We start from the raw sequence: 16,295 nt of genomic DNA on the forward strand, positions 1-16,295 counted from the left end.
CGGTTTCAGAGTTTGTTTGTCGAAGGGAGATTCAGATGTCGGAGCGATCCAGAGCGGCCAGTCGCGATGTCTTCCGAGTCATGATGGTCGGCCCGGTGATCACCGTCTTCGCGCTCCCCGCCTGGGCAGGGCCGGAAGGGCAACAGGTCGTTGCCGGATCCGCGTCATTCGCGCGGAACGGAGCGGTGACAACGATCACCGCCGCGAACAAGACCATCATCAACTACACCGGGTTCAATATCGCCCGGCACGAGACGGTTCGCTTCATCCAGCCCGACGCCTCGTCTCGCGTTCTCAACCGCATCAACGGCTCATCGCCCACACAGATCGACGGCTCCCTCCTCGCCAACGGCATTGTCTACATCGTCAATCCCGCTGGCGTCGTCTTCGGGCAGGGCTCGATGGTCAACGTCGGAGGGCTCCACGCCGCCGCCGCGAGCATGACCAACAACGACTTCCTGCGCGGCGTCGATCGCTTCACCGACGCACAGGGCGCCGTCATCAACCGCGGCACCATCGTCTCGCCAGAGGTCACGCTCTTCGGCCGCGCCGTGGAGAACTCCGGATCCGTCATCTCCCCGAATGGCGTCGTCGCGTTCGTTGCCGGCGAAGACCTCTACCTCGGAGAGCGTGGCGGACACCTCTACGTCAAGATCGAGGGCGCCGGCAGCGAAGCACAGAGCGGCGGCGTGCAGAATCTCGGCACCATCGCCGCGCCAGGCGGCAAGGTCATGGTCGGGTCGGGCGACATGTTCGGCGTCATGCTCGCCTCGTCCTCACGCATCAAAGCCAAAGACATCGAGATCAAGGGCGGACAAGGCGCGGTCACGAGCATCTCCGGCTCCATCGACGCCTCGAATGTCTCACCCGGTGCGAGCGGCGGCACCGTCGACATCCGGGGCGATCTCGTCGGCTTGTTCGACGCATCAATCGACGCCTCAGGTCCCGCCGGCGGCGGCAAGGTCCGCATCGGCGGAGATTTCCACGGTGGCGATGGTCTCCGCGCCTCACGCACATATGTCAGCGAGTCGTCCACTATTCGTGCCGACGCGACCCGCTCCGGCGACGGCGGCACCGTCGTCGTCTGGTCAGATGAGGTCACGCGATTCGCAGGCAACATCTCCGCTCGGGGCGCCGGCACCGGCAACGGCGGGCTCGCCGAGGTCTCAGGCAAAGAGCACCTGCTCTACACCGGCTTCACCGATCTTCGCGCGACCAACGGAGCGAAGGGCACGCTCCTCCTCGACCCGAAGAACATCCGCGTGCAGGCCGGCGGACCGGACGCGCTGCCCGGCAGCACGGCATTCGGCGACGCCTCAGCCGCCGATCGCACGTTCAGCCCCGCGACCATCGTCACCGCGCTCGACGGTGCCGATCTCGTGCTCCAGGCCAACAACGACATCACGATCGCGAACGCGATCGACGCATCGGCCAACGCCGGAAACGGAAGTCTCACACTCCAGGCAGGACGCTCGGTCCTGATCGAAGCCGACGTCACCCTCAAGGGCTCCTTCTCGGCAACGGCAAACGACACCGATGGTGCGCTCGTCGCCGCTCAGCGCGACGCCGGTGCCGCAACCATCACGATGTCGCCCGGAACGACCATCGACACCTCGGCCACAGGAGGCAACATCACCCTCCGCGTGCTCGAAGGCGGCGCAGCCGATACCAGCGCAGCGACCATGACCGTCGCCTCGCTCGACGCAGGTGCCGGGCACGTCCTCGTTCGCTACGCCGGACCGACAGCCGATCAGGGCATCCAGAGGGCCGACGGCTCCGCGACCATCACCGCCTCAAGCGCTGCCTTCGCGACAAACGGAGCAGGTGGCGGCGGATTCATCGGAACTTCCGCCCAGCCGATCCAGCTCAGCGTCGACAACCTCGAAGCCGTCGCCCAGAGAAACGGCGCGTTCTTCACCAACGATCAAGCACTCACCGTCGGCGGCGCGACCCTCGGCGGCCTCACCGGCATCACCGTGACCAGCACAGCCGTCACAGGCAGTCTCGGCCTCACTGCGAGCGGCGCGATCGATGTCACAGAGCCGATCAGCGTCGCGGGCAACGCCTCGATCGCCGCGACAGACGGCATCACCCTGAACGCGAACGTCACGACCAACACAACGATCGCCGGCACATCCCTCGTCAATGCCGACAGCGACAGCAACAACAACACAAACGCCGATCCCGACATCCTCACCGTCTCGAACGGCGTCACGCTGAGTTCAACAAATAGCAACCTGACGCTCACACTCGGCGACCTTGCGATCGGCGCAACCGGCGCGATCACAGCGGGAAGCGGCGATCTCGCGATCTCCGGTGCCGCGCCCAACCACACCATCGGCGTCGGTGGGGGAGTTGCTGGCAACGACATCACGATCTCCGCAACAGAACTGCAGCAGATCACCGCCGCAAGCCTGACCATCGGCGGATCGAGCAGCGGGGCCATGCAGGTTGGCACCGTCGCCGCCGCAAACGTTGGCGGCATCAGCGATCTTCTCACACTGCAAACCGGCGGCTCGATCACCTTGCAATCGAACGCCGAGTTCCGCGCCGTCGCCGCACGCGCCGCAGACTCCGTCATCGTCCAGGGAGACCTCAGCACAACCGTCGGCGACCTCATCCTTCAGGGCGATTCCGATGCCGGTGGTGGCGGCACAAACAACGTCCAGATCAACGCGAACCGCTCGTTCAACTCCGCCGGCGACCTGGAGATCACTGCCACCAGCGGCCTCTCGCTCTCAGGCGGCGCGGGCACCGAGGTCGCGTTCACCGGCGATTCGGTCATGCTGGGGAACATCTCCTCAGGCGCGTCCGGGGTACGCATCCAGTCTGGTGGCGATATCACCACCGGCTCCATCTCGATCGGTGCCGGTGCGCTCACGGTCGAACTCGACACAGGAAACGCCGGTGCGTTCGCGGCCCAACTCGGGCAGATCAACGCCGGCTCGGTCAACGTCGCCGGAGGAAGCAACGACAACGTCACCTTCACGGGTTCGATCACAACCTCCCTTGCGGCGGGTGTTGATATCGATGGCGGCGCAATCACCTTCCAGGACGATGTCAACGCAAACGGCTCCGGTATCGTCCGCGTCACCAACGTCGGCGTCCTCGCCATCGAAGATGGCGCGCCAGTCTTCGCCGGTGGTGGCTTCACCCAGGACGGCACAGGTGCTGTCTCACTCGGGGCGAACATCACCACCTCGGGCGACGCGGTCTCATTCCTCCGGGCCGTCACCCTTGCCGATACCGCCTCAGACCTCGTCACGATCGATACCACCAATGCCGGCGCCAATGCCGCCGGTGCCAACATCACCTTCTCCAGCACGACGAACGGCACCGTTGCCGGTGCCCAGTCGCTTACGCTCAACGCCGGCACGGGTGGCGACATCCTCTTCACGGGCGGCGTCGGCGCAACGACACGGCTCGGCACGCTCGCAGTCACCAACGCCCGCAACGTCACAGCCACGCTCGCGGTCCAGGCCAACTCGGTGCAGCAGGTCGCAGGCACCGGCACCACGCTCTTCAGCTCAACACTCACCGCAATCGGCGGCGGCATCGATCTGAACGGAACCGAATTCACCTTCAACGGTGCGGTGAACTCGGCGAGCAGCGGCGCATTCTCCGTCACAAACTCCGGCCTCCTCACCGTCGGAGCCGGCGCGGCGATCACCGCCACCGGCGGCTTCACACAGGACGGCGCCGGCGCAGTCTCCCTCGGTGCGAACATCACGACCACCGGTGACGCGGTCTCCTTTGCCGGGCCGGTCACGCTCGCGGACACCGCCTCCGACCTCGTCACGATCGACACCACCAGCGGCCCCTCACTCGCGGGCGCGAACGTCTCCTTCGGATCAACCCTCGACGCCGCAACCGTCGGTGGCCAGTCACTCACGATCAACGCCGGCACAGGTGGCGATGCCACCTTCACCGGAGCCGTCGGCACCACACGCCTCGGAACGCTCACCGTCACCAACGCACGAGACTTCATCGCATCCAGCACGGTCTCTGCAAACACAGTTCGCCAGGTCGCAGGCCAGCGGCTCACACGCTTCGACGGAACGCTGAACACCACCGCAGCCGGTGGCGTTGACCTCGACGGCGCGGCATTCACATTCAACGACGATGTCACCGCTTCCGGCACCGGCATCGTCAGCATCACCAACTCCGGGCTCCTCACCATCGCCGACGGCGCGCCAATCGTCGCCGGTGGCGGCTTCACCCAGGATGGCGCGGGCGCGGTCTCGCTCGGCGCGAACATCACAACGACGGGCGATGCGGTCTCCTTCGCAGGCGCTGTCACACTCGCCGATACCGCATCCGACCTCGTCACCATCGACACCACCTCGGGCGGCAATCCCGCCGGAGCAAACGTCTCCTTCGCGAGCACGCTCACAGGAACCGGTGCAGGGACCCAATCGCTCACGATCGATGCGGGCACCGGCGGCGACGCCACCTTCACCGGCGCAGTCGGCGCAACCCGCCTCGGCACGCTCACCATCACCAACGCCCGCGACTTCATCGCCTCCTCAACGCTCACCGCCGCCGCCGTCAGGCAGGTTGCCGGCCAGCGTCTCACGAGGTTCGACGGAATCGTCAACACCAACACCGCCGCGGGCGTCGACCTCGACGGTGCCGCATTCACGATCAACGACGATGTCTCTTCCACATCGCTCGGCATCTTCCGCGTCACGAACGCGGGGCTGCTCACGATCGCCGATGGAGCCCCGATCCTCGCCGCTGGCGGGTTCACGCAGGACGGCGCAGGAGCCGTCTCGCTCGGCGCAAACATCACGACCAACGGCCAACCCGTCTCCTTCCTCCGTGCCGTCACGCTCGCAGACACCGCCTCCGACTTTGTCAGCATCAACACAACCAACGGCGGCGCAACCGGCGGTGCGAACGTCACCTTCTCCTCAACCATCGACGCAACCACTGCCGCAGGCCAGTCGCTCTCGATCAACGCCGGTACCGGTGGCGATGTCCTCTTCTCAGGCGCTGTCGGAGCCGGAACCCGCCTCGCCACGCTCCAGATCGCAAACGCCGAAGACGTCACCGCAACGCAATCAGTCTCCGCCGCTGTCGTCCGCCAGCTCGCGGGCCAGCAACTGACCCGCTTCGACGGTGTCGTGAACACCAGCGGCGCGGGAGGCGTCGATCTCGCCGGCGCGGCATTCACATTCAACGACGATGTCACAGCCACTGGCACCGGAATCGTCCGAGTCACAAACTCCGGACTGCTCACCATCGCCGGCGGAGCCCCGATCAGCGCCGCGGGCGCGTTCACACAGGACGGCACAGGTGCCGCTTCAATCGGATCAGACATCACCGGCGCCGGCGTTTCGTTCGCCGGTGCGTCCACGCTCACCGCTCCCGTCACGCTGACGGGCGGCACCGGCGACGTCGCCTTCGGCTCGACACTCGCAACGGGTGGCAACAACCTTGAAATCATCAGCAACGGAATCGTCTCATTCGCTTCCAACGTGACGGGCGCTGGCGCAACCCTCCTCATCCAGCCCACAGCCACCTCCACGCCGATCGACATAGGCACCATCACAGGCGGCTCAAGCGCCGGCACAATGACGTTGAGCGCGGCCTCCGCATCGCGCCTCGACGGGTTCAGCTCCATCACGATCGGCCGCGATCCCGCGACCTCGTCCCACGCCGTCCGCGTCGGCACCTCTACTTTCAACGACCCGCTCACGATCCGCACCGGCTCCACCGGCTCGATCCTTGTGCGTGACGGCGGGCTGACCGGTGCCGGCGATGCAACGCTCACACTCACCGGCCCGACAACTCTCAACGCGGGCATCTCGAACCCCGGACGCGCCATCACGATCAACGGCCCCGCCACGATCGGGCAAGGTGCTGCAGTAACGCTCTCCACCGGCGCAGGGGCGGGCAATATCACGGTCACTGGCGATATCACAGGTACCACCGGCGGCTCAGCCGAGTCGCTGACGCTTACCGCCGGCACCGGCCTGATCGACCTCCAGGGCAACCTCTCCGGACTCGGTGGAGCCGCCGATCCGACCGGACTCACCACGCTCACCTTCGGCAGTGGCGCGGGTGTGAATGTCGAAGGCATCGCGATCGCCGGAGCACTCACAACCGTCGCCGCTCTGACCGGCCCGTTCGTCGCTGACGGACCCGTCTCAGTCGGCTCGCTCGACATGGACGGCACCGTCTTCACCTTCAACGCCGGACTCACCTCCTCCGGCGGCGTCAGCATCACGAACTCTGGGCTCCTCACGCTCCTCTCAGGCCTCACGACCAATGGCGCGATCGAGTTCACCGGACCAGCTCTCCTTGGTGGAACGTTCTCTTCAACCAACAATCCGATCTCGCTCGGCGGCGCGACAACACTCGCCTCCGATTCCGAATTCAACGCGGGCACATCCACCTTCACGCTCGGTGCCTCCGGTTCCATCGACACCGATGGAAACGCTCTCACACTCACCGCCGACGACATGAACCTCGCATCAGTCGCCGGCTCAATCACTTCCGGCGGCGATGGCGGTGCCTTGGTGATCCAACCCTCGAGCCCGACCCGCGCCATCGCGCTCGCCAGCCCCGCAATCAACCCCTCCGGCGGATTCCTCGGGCTCTCAACCGCCGAAGTCGCCACCCTCGCGGGCGGATTCGACTCCGTCGCCTTCGGCAGAACAGACGGGCAGCACGAGATCCGCGTCGGCACCCTCGCCTTCAGCGATCCCGTCTCGATCCGCACACCCCTCGGCGGGTCGGTCTTCATTGGCAACGGCGGAATCACCGGCTCCGACAACGCCTCCGTCACGATCGACGGTTCCGGAGCGACAACAACCCTCGCCGCCAACATCGTCACAGACGGCGACGACATCACGATCAGCGATTCCGTCCTCATCGGTGCGAACGTCCTCCTGAGCACCGGCCCCGCCAGCGCAGGCAACATCACCGTCGAGGGAACAATCGATCAGGTCGCGACATCAGCAGCGGGCACCTTCGGGCTCACCACCCAGGCAGGCCTCGGCGATGTCGATCTTCAGGGCACAGTCGGCGCGACCAGAGCAATCGCATCCCTGACATCAACCGGCACCGATATCTCGCTGGCGAACATCGGCTCATCGGCAAACGGCGTCACAGGCGCGACCTCGTTCGTGGCGACAAACGCCCTGACCCTCTCCGGAGCGACCTATCGCGCCGGCTCCCTCGCCCTGCAGGGAGCGTCGATCGCCGTGCAGAGCCCCGCAACCGCCGTCATCTCCTCGACCGGCGCGGTCGATTTCACTGGTCCCGTCACGCTCCGCAACGCCGCGGGTCTCAACGTCAACGCCGCGACCGACTCGACGTTCAGTGCTGCCGTCAACGGCACGCCCGGCGGCGCATCGGAGTCTCTCTCCGTTCTCGCGTCGAACCTCGCCTCCCTTGCCGGTCCGGTCGGCTCGACCACGCCGCTCGGCTCCGTCAACGTCGCCGCCGGCACCGCGCAGGTCGGCTCTGTCACCACCACCGGCGCACAGTCCATCCAGGGATCCACAAGCGTCGCGCTCGCGGGCGATCTGACCAGCACAGGCAGCGGCTCCATCTCCGTCACCGGACCCACCACGCTCGCCTCTGACGTGTCGATCCAGACCGCAGGCGCTGTCGGCGATGACATCTCGATCGCCGGTTCCATCAACGGGTCCAACGCCCTCGTCGTCAACGCCGGCTCCGCCGACGCCTCACTCGGTGCCGTAGGGGCCGACACCGCCCTCGACGCACTCACCGTCTCCGCCGCCAACATCGCGCTCGAAGCGATCGGTGCCGCGGGCGAGGGCGTCAGCGGCATCACCTCCATCGTCGGGTCAACGTCGATTACCTTCAACGGTCTGGTCTACCGCGCGAACCAGCAGACCTACACCGCGCCCCTCAAGACGCTCGCATCAGGATCAACAACCTTCTTCTCGAGCAACGACGCGCTGACCCTCAGCGGAGGCCAGACAGATCTGACCGCCTCCTCCGGACTCTCCATCCAGTCTGCGGGCGGGGCGATCACCACCGATGCCCTCATCGGCACCGCCTCTGGACAGTCCATCGCGTTCGATTCCGGAACCGGCACCACAACCCTCGGCGGCGTCGCCATCCGCAGCGGCGGCGGCTCGGGCGCCGCGCTCGTCCTGACGGGCGACGAGATCGACATCACCGGCTCGGTCGCTGGCAACACGATCGTCCTCCAGCCCAGCACGCCCAATCTCGGCATCACCATCGCCGCAGGCGTCACCGGAGCACCGCTGAATCTCACCATCGCCGAACTCGGATTCCTCACCAACGGATTCTCACAGATCACCATCGGGCGCGAGGACAACGGTGCCCACGCGATCGTCACCGGTCCCATCACCTTCCGCGACCCCGTCCGGATCCTGACGCCCTTCGGCGGCTCCGTGACCGTCAACGCCGCGATGCTCGGCAACGACAACGCCTCGATCTTCATCGATGGACCGGACGCCACAACAACACTCAACGCCGGCATCACGACCAATGGAAACGACATCACCATCAACGACGCCGTCGTCGTCGGAGCCGATGTCGCTCTCTCGACCCAGGGAGGCGCCGGCCTCCCGAAGGGCGGAAACATCCTGATCACCGGCCCGATCAACGGCGCGAACGCACTCACGCTCGACGCCGGACTCGGCTCCATCCAACTCAACGCCCTCGTCGGAGCCGTCACGCCCCTCACCACCTTCACCTCCACCGGTTCAAGCATCACTCTCCCCGGCGCGACAACCACCGGCGCGCAGACCTACAACGGCTCGACCCTCGCCACAGGTGCCACACCCGTCTTCGCAACCGGCGGCACCGCAGGCGACGACATCGCCTTCAACGGCACGCTCGACGGGGCCGGCTCGATCACCGCCAATGCTGGCGCAGGCACACTCACATTCGCGGGCGATGTCGGCGGCACGACCCGTCCCGCATCGCTCACCGCAACCGGCTCACTCCTCCGGTTCGGCGGCTCCCAGGTTCGCACCGTCGGCTCGCAGGATTTCAACGGCCCGGCCATCACCTTCAACCCCGGCTCAGGGCTCCCCGGCACCATCACCTTCGCCACCAACGGCGGCGCCGGAGCTTCAATCGACTTCTCAAGCACGCTCGACGGCGCGAACAACATCGTTCACAACGCCGGTTCACAGGCAGTGGTACTCAGCGGGCTCGTCGGCGGCACCACGCCCTTCGCTTCCTTCGACGCAACCGGTTCATCCATCTCGACCACAGGCGTCAGCACCGTCGGAAACCAGACCTACCGCGGCCCCGTCACCCTCCCGGCCTCCAGCACGCAGTTCGCCACCGCCAACGGCGGCGTGATCCAGTTCCAGCAGACCCTCAACGGCGCATCCGACGTCACGCTCCAGGCACCGCTCGGCCAGATTTCCTTCGGCGGCGCGGTCGGCGGCACAACGCCACTCCAGAGCATCGATGCCGAAGCAAACTCCATCGCCCTCGCTTCAACCACCACCTCCGGCTCACAGCGCTTCGCCGGCGCATCAACTCTGGCTGGACCGACCACACTCACAACGGGCGGCACCGCCGGAGCCAACATCTCGCTCGCTTCCGTCAACGGAGCGCAGAACCTCACCCTGAACAGCGGCTCTCAGGGCGACATCACACTCAGCGGGCCCGTCGGCGGCTCGACCCGCCTCGCGAACTTCACGATCGCGAACGCCAGAAACGTCACCGCCGGCGCAGTCTCCGCCCAGACCATCTCCCAGACCGCCGGAGCCGGTCTCTCAATCTTCTCCGGCCTCCTCTCAACCACTGCCCCGGGCGGCATCGATCTCAACGGCAACGCCATCCGCATCCAAGGCGGCATGAACGCCGCAGGAACAGGCCCGATCACGATCACCAACGCCGGCGAACTTCGTATCGCGCCCGGCACCTCCATCCAGTACGGCGGCGCGTTCACGCAGGACGGCGCGGGCGAAGTCCTCCTCGGCTCGAACCTCAGAAACGAAGCCACCCCGATCGCCTTCGCAGGTCCCGTCTCCCTCACCGACAACGTCATCCTCGAAGGCTCACAGATCACGCTCAATCAGGATGTCAGCTCCTCCGGATCCGCCCGCTCGCTTGAGGTCATCTCGAGCGGCCAGATCGCGCTCGCAGACGCAGGAACCCGCCTCGCACTCGCCTCGCTCCAGGTCACCGACTCAGGCGGCACAGCAGGACTCACGCTCTCGGGCGATATCGTCGCCGATGGCCTCATCGAGATCCAGCCCCCCGTCCTCCTCGCTGCCGATTCCAGCGTGACCGGTCTCGGCGGTGTGATCTTCGGCTCCACCATCGACTCCGCGCCCAGCCAGAACGCAGCACTCACGATCCAGACCGAAACCCTCGCCGCCAATCTGCCCGTGAACCCCGAGCTGATCCCCGTCATCGAATTCGGCGGCGACATCGGCTCCACACGCCCGCTCCGCTCGCTCCGCTTCAACCCTGCCGAACGCGACTCTGTTCCTCAGATCGCAACCATCGCCGCACGCGACAGCATCTCGGTCAACTCCGGCGATCTCTTCCAGATGGGCCGAAACGACAAGTTCACATCAGTCGGCAACATCAGCATCACAGCAGACAACGTCATCCTCGGCGATCTCTCGGCACTCGGCAACATCAACGTCGCCGGTTCCGCAATCACCATCCTCGCCCGTGAAGGCGGCACCGTGCTCGGACCTGTCACACCCGGCACCGACCAGGGCGTTGACTTCGTCGCCCGTGACCAGATCAACTTCTCGGTGGTGCCGGCGGTCAATGGCGACGGGCCGGTCTTCTTCGCGACCGAGACCGGCTCAGGCCTCTCCTCTACCCTCAGCTCTTTCTCTCAGCGGGCCTTCGGCAGCTTCAGCAACGACATCTTCTTCCGTGGCAACACCGTCCTTGATCTCAGAGCGCAAGGTCCCACCAACACCAACGTCAGCGAAGCCATCGCCGGCGCCGCACCTCGTGAGTCACAAAGCGGAAACGTCCGCCGCGGCACCTCGATCGGTTCCGCTCAGGAAGAGCAGCTCCGCGAGATCGGCATCGACCCCCGTGGCCTCGATGTCCAGACCCTCATCGAGGCACTCGTCGGTCGCGCCGTCTACGACGACCTGCCCAACATGCCCCAGTACCTCCCCGGCGATGCTCGCATCACCGAGGGCCGCCTCACACAGTCCGTCGTCGCTTCCGCCCTCCAGACCGTCGCGGAAGTCCTGGGCGAGAACGAGTCCGAGCGGCGCCTTCAGATCCGTGACAACCTTCTCAACGCCGCCCAGGCGTACCTCGACACGGTCGATCGCTCCCGCGTCGCCGATGGAGCCGCCTTCCGGCAGTTCGTGGAATCCTCTCCCGAGCACGCCGCCGCGCTGGCCGATCTCGAAGGCCTCTCGCGACTCCTCGACCAACTCAAACTCCTCGCGCTCACCGACTTCGAACTCAACAAGGCATGGCAGCAGATCGCAAGCAGCATCACCGATCGCCGACTCCCCGCCAGCGCACTCCGTCGCGCCATCGAGGCCGGTGATTCGTCCGCTGATCCATCAACCGACACACTCCCGAGCGATGTCACCGACGACCTCGGAGCCGATCCCGACGAAGACGCGCCGGCCGACATGAAAGAAGAAGCCGAAGTCGAGGCCGACGCGGGGCAGCGGTGAGCAGTTGAATACGCAGAAAGGTGCGATGTGAGCGCGTTCGAAGTAGCCAAACTGATGGAACCCATCTCCGCCGAGAGCCCGTGCGGCGAAGATCTCTCCTATGACGCCGCCTACGTCACGCTCCTCAAGGACGCGGAGGGAACCCCCGAACGCCAGACCGGCGAATCGATCATCCCCGCAAAGGATCCGCACTGGCCGACGATCCGCGACACAACGCTCGAGCTCCTCGCCCGCTCAAAGGACCTGCGCCTCGCCATGCTCCTCGCGCTCTCAAGCATGCAGCTCGAGGGCATCGACGGGCTTGGCCGCGGGCTCCGGCTCACGGCCGACATCCTCGACACATTCTGGACCGATGCCTATCCACGCCTCGATCCCGACGACAACAACGACCCGGCCGAACGGGCAAACATCGTCTCTGCTCTGGCTGTCACTCCCGCCACCTTCGGCGACACCCTGAAATTCCAGGACCGCCTCCTCCAGGTCCCGCTCTGCCAATCCCCCCAGCTCGGAAGGTTCTCGCTCGGCGACATGCGCATCGCCACTGGCGACGCCTCTCCCCCTCCCGACAAGGCCGCGCCTGAACCCAGCGTCATCGAAGCAGCCCTCACGGACACTCCTGTCGAGACGCTCCAGGCAAACCGCGCCGCTGCTCAAGCATGCCTGGACGCCTGCAAAGCTATCGAAAACGCCTTCCAGACCCACGCCGGCCCCGGCGCGGGCCCCTCGCTCGGCGGCTTTCGTGCTTTGTTCGTTGACATGCTCAAGCGGCTCGACACCCACCTCGCCGCTCGGCTCGGAACCACCGGCTCTTCAGAATCCGACCAGTCAGCCCCCTCCGGCGAGCAGAACGCCAAGGGGGTTTCAGGCCAGATTCGCAACGCCGAGGATGTTCGCCGCGCGTTGGACCTCATCTGCCAGTATTATGACCGGCATGAGCCGTCCAGCCCCATACCAATTCTTCTGCGTCGCGCGCAGCGGCTCGTCTCGAAGAACTTTCTCGACATCATTCGGGATATGTCCCCCGAAGCGTTGGACAAACTTTCCACCATCAGCGGCGAGAACCTGACCTCGGAGGGCTAAGCCCGAAGTCCGCCCCGCCCGACAGTCCCAAGGAGTTGCCATGGCCAAGCAGAGCAGCCAGAAGTTTATTGCCCGCAACCGGGCGCCCCGTGTCCAGATCGAGTACGACCTGGAGCTCTACGGCGCGGAGAAGAAGATCAATCTCCCCTTCGTCATGGGCGTCATGGCCGATCTCTCGGGCAATCCCGCCGATGGGCTCGCGCCCGTCGAGCAGCGCAAGTTCCTTGAGATCGACGTCGACAACTTCGACGAGCGCCTGAAGGCCTCAAAGCCCAGAGTCGCTTTCCAGGTTCCAAACTCGCTCACCGGCGAGGGCAACCTCAGCGTCGATCTCACCTTCGAGAGCATGGACGACTTCTCACCCGCGGCCGTCGCCCGCAAGGTCGATTCCCTCAACAAGCTCCTCACCGCGCGCACGCAGCTCTCGAACCTCCTGTCGTACATGGATGGCAAGGCAGACGCCGAGAAGGTCCTCTCCAAGGCCCTCAGCGATCCCACGCTCCTCCAGACGCTCGCGTCCGCGCCCAAGTCTTCAGGCAACGAAGGATCGGAGAGCTGAACATGGCAGAAAGCAACCCACAGGCACAATCACAGGCATCCGCCGGAACCGTCGAGGTCGGCGAGTTCGAGTCCCTTCTCAAGTCGAGCTTCAAGCCAAAGTCCGATCGCGCCCAGGAGGCGATCAAGGACGGCGTGCAGACACTCGCCGAATGGGCCTTGAAGGACACCAACCTCCTCTCCGACGATGTCGTCAAGTCCGTCTCCGCGATCATCGCTGAGATCGACCGCAAACTCAGCGAGCAGCTGAACCTCATCCTCCACCACAGCGACTTCCAGAAGCTCGAAGGCACCTGGCGCGGGCTCCACTATCTCGTCAGCAACACCGAGACCGACGAGACCCTCAAGATCCGCGTCATGAACATCTCGAAGAAAGACGCCGGCAAGGTCGTCAAGAAGTTCAAGGGAGCCGCCTGGGACCAGAGCCCCCTCTTCAAGAAACTCTACGAGGACGAGTTCGGAACGCCCGGCGGCGAGCCCTTCGGCGCGCTCGTCGGCGACTACGAGTTCGACCACAGCCCCCCCGATGTCGAAATGCTCTCCGGTATGGCCCAGATCGCCTCCGCCGCACACGCCCCCTTCCTCGCCGCAGCCGCACCGAGTCTGCTCAACATGGAGTCGTGGCAGGAGCTCTCCAATCCTCGCGACCTCACCAAGATCTTCCAGACCGCCGAGTACGCCCCTTGGCGATCCCTCCGCGAGTCCGAAGACTCTCGCTACATCGGCCTGGCGATGCCACGCTTCCTCTCCCGCATCCCCTACGGCTCAAAGACCAATCCCGTCGAAGAGTTCGCCTTCGAGGAAGAAACCGAGAGCGCCAAGCACGACAAGTACGTCTGGTCAAACGCCGCCTACGCCATGGCCGCCAACATCACCAAGTCCTTCAAGCAGTACGGCTGGTGCTCCCGCATTAGAGGCGTCGAGTCCGGCGGCATGGTCGAAGGCCTTCCATGCCACACCTTCCCGACCGACGACGGCGGCGTCGACATGAAGTGTCCCACCGAGATCGCCATCACCGATCGACGCGAGGCCGAACTCGCCAAGAACGGCATGATGCCGCTCTCCCACTGGAAGAACACCGACTACGCAGTCTTCATCGGTGCCCAGTCGCTCCACAAGCCCGCACAGTACGACGACCCCGACGCCTCCGCGAACGCGCAGCTCGGCGCCCGGCTCCCGTACCTCTTCTCAACCTGCCGCTTCGCCCACTACCTCAAGTGCATCGTCCGCGACAAGATCGGTTCCTTCAAGGAACGCGGCGACATGGAACGCTGGCTCAACAACTGGATCATGCAGTACGTCACCGCAGATCCGAACGCCTCCGAAGAGACCAAGGCACGCTACCCGCTCGCCGCCGCCGAAGTCAAGGTCGAAGAGGTCCCCGGGAACCCCGGCTACTACACCTCCAAGTTCTTCCTCAGGCCGCACTACCAGCTCGAAGGCCTCACAGTCTCGCTCCGCCTCGTCTCGAAATTGCCCTCCGTCAAGAGCGGCGGATAACAACCGGCGCGCCGAGAACGCACGCCAATGTCTCTCTTCTCTAGCGGTCGCACGTTCACCACTGAAACCACGACAGTTCCAACAAGGGGATTCACATGCCTTTCGACGCATTCCTGAAGATCTCGACCATTCCCGGAGAGTCCACAGACGACAAGCACAAGGACTGGATCGAAATCCTCTCCTTCAGCCACGGGCTCTCTCAGCTCTCCGGCGGGTCGCACTCCAGCGGCGGCGCACGCACCGCGCAGCGCACCGACCACGCCGACTTCTCCATCGTCAAGACCCTCGACAAGGCCTCGCCCAAGCTCAACCTCGCCTGCTGCAACGGCGAGCACATCCCCGAGGTCTCCGTCGAACTCTGCCGCGCCACCGGCGATAAGCAGAAGTACATGGTCTACAAGATGTTCGACGTCATCGTCTCCTCCGTCCGCCCCGGAGGCAGCGCAAAGAGCGGGGATGCTCTCCCGCTCGAAGAGGTCAGCTTCAACTACGGCAAGATCGAGTGGACCTACACCACCACCGATCACAAGACCGGCAAGGCGGCCGGCGATGTCAAGGCACACTGGGATCTCGTCGGCAACAAGGGCGGCTGATCTCACGACTCGATACAATCACGCCGGCGTCCTCGAAAGTGGGCGCCGGCGATTTGCTTGCGCCCCCGATCCAAAGCAACACGTTCCAACCCTCGCCGTGCCAGGAGCCCTGAAGTATGGACGCAACAGCCGCCTCGCTCGTCAAAGAGGGAAGACTGGCTGACGCCCTGTCAAGACTCCAGGACCAGGTCCGCAAGGAACCGGCCAAGCCCGAGCACCGCGTCTTTCTCTTCCAGTTGCTCTCCGTACTCGGTTCGTGGGACCGAGCCCTCACGCAGTTGAACGTCGCAGCCGACATGGATCCTTCCACGCTCCTCATGGCCGAGGTCTGCCGCCCAGCCCTCGCATGCGAGGTCCTCCGGAAACAGATCTTCGAGGGCAAGCGAAGCCCGCTCCTCCTCGGCGAGCCGCAGGAATGGGTCGGCTGGCTCGTGCAGGCCCTCCAGTTGCAGGCCCAGGGCAAGGCCGCCGCCGCCGCCGAACTCCGCGCCAAAGCGTTCGAAGCCGCCCCTGCCACCCCTGGCCGTATCAACGACGAGCCCTTCGAATGGATCTCCGATGCCGACCAGCGTCTCGGGCCGGTCTTTGAGGCGATCATCGAGGGCAAGTACTACTGGGTCCCGATGAACCACATCAGCGAGATCGCGATCGAGCCCCCGGCCGACCTCCGCGACGTCGTCTGGATGCCCGCACTCTTCACGTGGACAAACGGTGGCAAGAAGGTCGGCCTGATCCCCTCCCGGTATCCCGGTTCCGAGAGCGTGAACGACGACGCGATCCGCCTCGGACGCAAGACTGATTGGGTCGATGCCGGCTCGGATCTCCAGATCGGCCTCGGCCAGCGGATGCTCGCCACCGACGCCTCCGAGCATCCCATCCTCGAAGTCCGCTCGATCGTCATGGGCGACCCCGCATCGGAGGCCTGATC

6 protein-coding genes are annotated in these 16,295 nt (G+C 65.3%); all 6 read left to right on the forward strand.

Translation table 11 applies throughout. The features are described from left to right. The first annotated feature begins 35 nt into the window (after positions 1-35). The 6 genes from KF838_02760 (at position 36) to KF838_02785 (ending at position 16,293) form a co-directional block, all read left to right on the forward strand. Entirely contained in the window at positions 36-11,636 is an 11,601-nt protein-coding gene (locus KF838_02760; protein QYK48779.1) for a filamentous hemagglutinin N-terminal domain-containing protein, read from the forward strand. Between the two features lie 54 nt (positions 11,637-11,690). Beyond that, positions 11,691-12,716 carry a type VI secretion system protein TssA gene (gene tssA, locus KF838_02765; protein QYK48780.1) on the forward strand — a complete coding sequence of 342 codons (1,026 nt, stop codon included), beginning with the start codon at positions 11,691-11,693 and terminating at the stop codon, positions 12,714-12,716. Between the two features lie 40 nt (positions 12,717-12,756). Next, positions 12,757-13,275, forward strand: a complete 519-nt coding sequence (tssB, locus tag KF838_02770; GenBank protein QYK48781.1) for a type VI secretion system contractile sheath small subunit — start codon at positions 12,757-12,759, stop codon at positions 13,273-13,275. A gap of 2 nt (positions 13,276-13,277) precedes the next feature. Beyond that, positions 13,278-14,774: a type VI secretion system contractile sheath large subunit gene (gene tssC, locus KF838_02775; GenBank protein QYK48782.1), complete on the forward strand. Its 1,497-nt coding sequence runs from the start codon at positions 13,278-13,280 to the stop codon at positions 14,772-14,774. Between the two features lie 95 nt (positions 14,775-14,869). Further along, positions 14,870-15,367: a type VI secretion system tube protein Hcp gene (locus tag KF838_02780; GenBank protein ID QYK48783.1), complete on the forward strand. Its 498-nt coding sequence runs from the start codon at positions 14,870-14,872 to the stop codon at positions 15,365-15,367. Between the two features lie 116 nt (positions 15,368-15,483). Beyond that, entirely contained in the window at positions 15,484-16,293 is an 810-nt protein-coding gene (locus tag KF838_02785; protein ID QYK48784.1) for a hypothetical protein, read from the forward strand. Positions 16,294-16,295 lie beyond the last annotated feature (2 nt).

The organism is Phycisphaeraceae bacterium (assembly GCA_019454185.1).
GTDB lineage: Bacteria > Planctomycetota > Phycisphaerae > Phycisphaerales > UBA1924 > JAHBWV01.

Coding starts and splice junctions, on each gene's coding strand:
- tssA (QYK48780.1), top strand. CDS start 11,691: ATGGAACCCATCTCCGCCGAGAGCCCGTGCGGCGAAGATCTCTCCTAT.
- KF838_02785 (QYK48784.1), top strand. CDS start 15,484: ATGGACGCAACAGCCGCCTCGCTCGTCAAAGAGGGAAGACTGGCTGAC.
- KF838_02760 (QYK48779.1), top strand. CDS start 36: ATGTCGGAGCGATCCAGAGCGGCCAGTCGCGATGTCTTCCGAGTCATG.
- tssB (QYK48781.1), top strand. CDS start 12,757: ATGGCCAAGCAGAGCAGCCAGAAGTTTATTGCCCGCAACCGGGCGCCC.
- tssC (QYK48782.1), top strand. CDS start 13,278: ATGGCAGAAAGCAACCCACAGGCACAATCACAGGCATCCGCCGGAACC.
- KF838_02780 (QYK48783.1), top strand. CDS start 14,870: ATGCCTTTCGACGCATTCCTGAAGATCTCGACCATTCCCGGAGAGTCC.